The organism is Oleiphilus sp. HI0117 (genome assembly GCF_001635235.1).
The window spans coordinates 1-5,392 of record NZ_LWGA01000713.1; the positions used below are offsets into that span (position 1 = coordinate 1).

At 44.8% G+C, this 5,392-nt stretch carries 4 protein-coding genes; 2 read left to right on the forward strand and 2 right to left on the reverse strand.

Features of this window, described 5'->3' with window-relative positions:
- A partial coding sequence (locus tag A3757_RS10535; RefSeq protein ID WP_156506277.1) for a hypothetical protein occupies nt 1–615 on the reverse strand: 615 nt, incomplete at its 3' end.
- Nucleotides 616–810: 195 nt separating this feature from the next.
- On the reverse strand, nt 811–2,217 hold the full coding sequence (gene glnA / locus A3757_RS10540) for a glutamate--ammonia ligase (protein WP_068553266.1): 1,407 nt from the start codon (nt 2,215–2,217) through the stop codon (nt 811–813).
- A gap of 582 nt (nt 2,218–2,799) precedes the next feature.
- Here glnA and typA point away from each other — a divergent pair.
- Nucleotides 2,800–4,608 carry a translational GTPase TypA gene (typA, locus tag A3757_RS10545; RefSeq protein WP_068510231.1) on the forward strand — a complete coding sequence of 603 codons (1,809 nt, stop codon included), beginning with the start codon at nt 2,800–2,802 and terminating at the stop codon, nt 4,606–4,608.
- Between the two features lie 130 nt (nt 4,609–4,738).
- The gene (gene dtd, locus A3757_RS10550) at nt 4,739–5,176 is read left to right on the forward strand and encodes a D-aminoacyl-tRNA deacylase (protein ID WP_068510233.1); all 438 of its coding nucleotides are present in this window, start codon (nt 4,739–4,741) and stop codon (nt 5,174–5,176) included.
- Nucleotides 5,177–5,392 lie beyond the last annotated feature (216 nt).

Consider the following 5,392-nt stretch of genomic DNA (forward strand, 5'->3'; position numbering starts at 1 on the left):
GCTTACTTCAAAGTGAATGTCTTCAGTAGTGCTTCGGTGCAGAGTTCCAAGGGATTTGCTGGAATGATCTATCTCTGCTTCTGTGTGAGGCAGTATGGCAGTTGAAGTGCTGACTTGTTCACTATTTTGTTCGTCTAAACTGGCTACTTCGTATTTGCTTTGCTTCGCTGAGTTGGCGGTACTTGTTTCTACATACGCATTGCTGGAAAAACTCTCGCCAGGTGGGCTGGAAAATTCTCCGTTAAGCTGGGTGGGGCTTTCTTCGTACCCGGCTGCAGTGGAGGGGAGTAGAGAGAAATCAAAATCTTCGTCGTTAATGATGCTGTCTTGTAGGGTGGCAATATCGTTTAACTGTTGCTCGTTTGCGTTCGATAGCTCATGTTCCAGCTTCTTGAGTGTCGCCTTGGCTTGCAGTGCTTGGTTCGATGCTGTGTCGAGCTGTTCAAGGTTCAGCGAAGCTTCTCGTGGAGGGAATATGTCATTAAGTAGTATGGATGGATGTACGTCCGGACTTGTCTTGTTAATGTCGGTGTTTGTAGTTTGCCCATGAGCCTGTTCAAGCACTTGGCTAGAAAAAAGGCGGGTTGATACTAACAGGCTAGGCTGAGCCGACATGAATGCACTCCGGTTGTACAATTAATACAGTGAGTTAATACACTAAGAGTATTATGAGTGTTTGTCTAGATTATGGCGGGCGGATTTTGTGATCAAATGTAAAAAGCCCGCTAATGTTGCCATTAACGGGCTTTTATTCTGAACCTACATGCGCAGGTTAGGCTATCTGTGATGATAGCTTATAGAACATCGTACTTATAGAGAGTAGTACAATTCAAACTCAACTGGGTGAGTTGTCATGTTCAATAGCTCAACTTCTTCACGCTTAAGATCGATGAAACCCTGGATCATGTCTTCAGTGAAAACATCACCCTTAGTTAGGAATTCGTGATCTGCTTCTAGAGCGTTTAGTGCTTCTTCTAGCGTAGCAGCAACTGTTGGGATCTCAGCAGCTTCTTCAGCAGGAAGGTCATATAGATCTTTATCAGCTGGGTCGCCAGGGTGGATCTTGTTCTGGATGCCGTCAAGGCCAGCCATTAGTAGCGCAGAGAACGCTAGGTATGGGTTAGCCGTTGGATCTGGGAAGCGAGCTTCCAGACGACGTGCTTTCGGGCTATTTACGTATGGAATACGGATAGAAGCAGAACGGTTACGTGCAGAGTATGCCAACATAACTGGTGCTTCGAAGCCTGGAACCAAACGCTTGTATGAGTTAGTAGAAGCGTTAGTGAAAGCGTTCAAAGTCTTAGCGTGCTTAATGATACCGCCGATGTAGTATAGGCACTCATCAGATAGACCAGCATAGCCGTCACCAGCCATAACGTTAACGCCATCTTTTGCAAGAGACATGTGAACGTGCATGCCAGAACCGTTATCGCCAACTACTGGCTTAGGCATAAATGTCGCAGTCTTGCCGTAAGCGTGAGCAACGTTGTGTACACAATACTTAAGGATCTGAACTTCATCAGCCTTGTTTACTAGTGTATTAGCGCCAACACCGATTTCACACTGACCAGCAGTACCAACTTCGTGGTGGTGTACTTCGATTACTAGACCCATTGCTTCCATCGCTGCACACATTGCTGCACGAAGGTCGTGTAGAGAGTCAACTGGTGGTACTGGGAAGTAACCGCCTTTAACGCCTGGACGGTGACCAATGTTACCGCCTTCGAATTCTGCGTGGCTACCCCAAGCAGCTTCTTCAGAGTTGATTTCGTACATAGCGCCGTTCATGTCGGCTTTCCACTTAACGTCATCAAATACGAAGAATTCTGGCTCTGGACCAAACAATGCAGAGTCAGCGATACCTGTAGACTTCAAGTATTCTTCAGCACGGATCGCAACAGAGCGTGGGTCGCGCTCGTAGCCTTGCATAGTTGAAGGCTCAACGATGTTACAACGAAGGATCAAAGTGCTTTCTTCTGTGAACGGGTCAAGTACTGCTGTAGCGTCTTCAGGCATAAGGATCATGTCTGATTCGTTGATGCCTTTCCAGCCAGCAATTGATGAACCGTCAAACATTTTGCCTTCTTCGAAGAAGTCTTCGTCAACTTCAGAAGATGGAATGCTTACGTGTTGTTCTTTACCGCGAGTATCTGTGAAGCGAAGGTCGACCCATGTGACTTCGTTTTCTTTGATTAGGCCGAGAGTTTTCTCTGACATTCTAATTTCTCCATTTTTGGACGTATTCGAAACAAAGGTTTGTTTCATGTTATTTCAAGTGCCGAGCACTGCACTAAATTGTCACACTCAAGTTGCGACATGCGCAGTGCCTAGCGATTTTCGCAGCAGGTGTCCGGCCTAACCAGTCTAAACAAACTTTTCAAATACTATTTATATTTCAAGTACCGTCCAAGTTGTCAGACGCCTTTGCTGGGCAGCCTGGAAGAGGAAAAAATGAAGGATAGCAGAACTATCTTCATTATTCCCCAATTATTTGTTGACATTAGTTTTTCTATGTCAGTGTGCAATATGTTTGCCAATTTTGATTATTTGTAAGTGCTTGAAAATAGGTGGCTGGAAGGGAGTATCAGTGGATTTTTACGATGTAATGCGCACCATAGCGGTGCTTCATGCTGTTTAGTGCAATAAAATGGTGCGACAGTAAAAAACTAAAATGTAAAATATTTGTTTACTGCATTTTAATATGACGTTCTTTCTGTATAATTCGCGTCCAATTTATATTCAGTTACTTTTAATTTAAGTCTTGGATTTAGTCTTTTCAGGATAACAGGTACCCGTATTGTGATAGAGAAATTAAGAAATATTGCCATCATTGCTCACGTTGATCATGGTAAAACGACGCTTGTAGATAAGTTGTTAAGCCAATCGGGTACACTCGAACGTCGGGACGAAGGTTCTGAGCGTATCATGGACTCCAATGACCAGGAAAAAGAGCGCGGTATTACCATTCTGGCAAAAAATACAGCCATTCAATGGAATGACTATCATATCAATATCGTTGACACACCTGGGCACGCTGACTTCGGTGGCGAAGTAGAGCGTGTATTATCGATGGTTGACTCGGTATTGCTGTTGGTTGATGCCGTTGATGGGCCGATGCCTCAAACTCGCTTTGTGACTTCAAAAGCGTTTGAGCAGGGTTTACGTCCTATTGTTGTAATCAATAAAATAGATCGCCCGGGTGCTCGTCCAGACTGGGTGATGGATCAGGTTTTCGATTTGTTTGATAGCTTGGGTGCGACGGATGAACAGTTAGACTTCCCTGTTATTTATGCGTCGGCGCTGAATGGTATTGCTGGTTCAGACCCTGAGGATATGGCTGACGATATGACGCCGCTGTATGAGATGATCACAGAACAAGTGCCAGCGCCTGATGTAGATCCTGAAGGAATGTTCCAGATGCAGGTGTCTGCATTGGCTTACGACAGCTACGTAGGTGTTATTGGTGTAGGTCGTATTACTCGCGGAACATTGAAGCCAAATCAGCAAGTAATTATTAAAGATGCCAAGGGTAATGAGCGTAAAGGCAAGGTGCTTAACGTCAAAACTCATATGGGGCTTGAGCAGGTTGAGACGCCACTGGCGAATGCCGGAGATATTGTTTGTATCAATGGTATTGATGGCTTAGGTATTTCAGATACTTTGTGTGACCCGGAGTGTGTAGAGGCTTTGCCAGCACTAAACGTAGATGAGCCAACCGTAAGTATGACCTTCGTGGTGAATGATTCTCCTTTTGCGGGCTTGGAAGGTAAGTTTGTTACGACGCGTAATATTAAGGATCGTCTTGATCAAGAGCTTATTCACAATGTGGCATTACGAGTGGCGCCAGGTGATACGCCGGACAAGTTTGTTGTCTCGGGTCGTGGTGAATTACACCTTTCTGTATTGATTGAAACAATGCGTCGTGAAGGCTTTGAGATGGCGGTATCGCGCCCTGAAGTTGTCCAGAAAGAAGTTGATGGCCAGATTCACGAGCCGTATGAGATGGTTGTAATTGATGTTGAAGAGCAGCATCAAGGGCCTGTGATGGAAGCAATGGGTTTGCGAAAGGCAGAATTAACCAATATGGAGTTGGATGGTAAAGGGCGTGTGCGTCTTGAGTTTGTTATCCCTTCTCGTGGTTTGATCGGTTTCCGTGGATTATTCCTGACGCTGACTTCTGGTTCAGGCATCATGACGAGTGTCTTTGATCACTATGGCGAAGTGAAGTCTGGTGGCTCTTTTGAGCGTCAGAACGGTGTGTTGGTGAGTATGGTCAAAGGTAAGACCACTGCTTATTCGTTGTTTACTGTTCAGCAGCGTGGCCGTTTATTCTTAGGCCCTGGTGTTGATATTTATGAAGGTCAGATTGTCGGCATTCACTCACGCTCTAATGACTTGGTTGTTAATACGGTCAAAGGTAAGCAGCTAACGAACGTTCGTGCATCGGGTACCGATGAGGCCTTGACCTTGGTTCCGCCGATTACGCATACGCTAGAGCAGGCGCTTGAGTTTATCGAAGATGATGAGTTGGTTGAAGTAACGCCAGAAAGCATTCGTATTCGTAAGAAGCTTCTTACCGAGACTGAGCGAAAGCGTAATAAGAAGTAAGCTTCTGTATAGTCTGTATAGAAAGTAGCTTAATAATTAAGCCCGCCTCCATATTTGGAGGCGGGCTTTTTTGTGGGTCATCGATATGACATATTAAAGGATTATGCTTAATTAAGCTTGGGAGAGAAAAGTGAAAGGTCTGATTCAGCGGGTAAGCTCTGCTTCGGTCGAGGTCTCTGGTGAAGTGGTTGGGGAGATATCTAAAGGGGTTTTGTTATTGCTGGGCGTTGAGAAGCAAGATACTGAAGCTTCGGCACAGGCTTTGCTTGAAAAGGTAGTGGGCTATCGTATTTTTGAGGATGAAGCTGGTCGAATGAACAAAAGCCTAAGGGATATAGGAGGTGAGTTATTGCTGGTTTCCCAGTTTACGTTGGCAGCGAATACAAAAAAGGGGCGGCGGCCAAGCTTTTCAGAGGCCAGTGAGCCTGGGCGAGCGCAAGAGCTTTATAAGATATTTGGAGAAATGGCCGAGGCGCAAGGTGTTCGTGTGCAGAGAGGGGTATTTGGTGCGGATATGCAAGTTTCTCTGGTGAATGACGGGCCGGTTACCTTTTTGCTTGAGGTGTAGTTATTGTGTGCTTGTTAGTGGATTTTGAGCTTTTTTGGTGCAAAACGGCTAATTTGCGAGAAAAATGTAATTATTTTTTGTACTTTTGTTTATTTGCTGCTAAATAATAGTTAAGCTTAATTTTAAAAAGGACTTGTAAGATATTGTTTGTACTGGTTAACCACTAGAGAATGACTGGTATATCTTTATTGCAAGTGCAATGACGCATATAAAAGT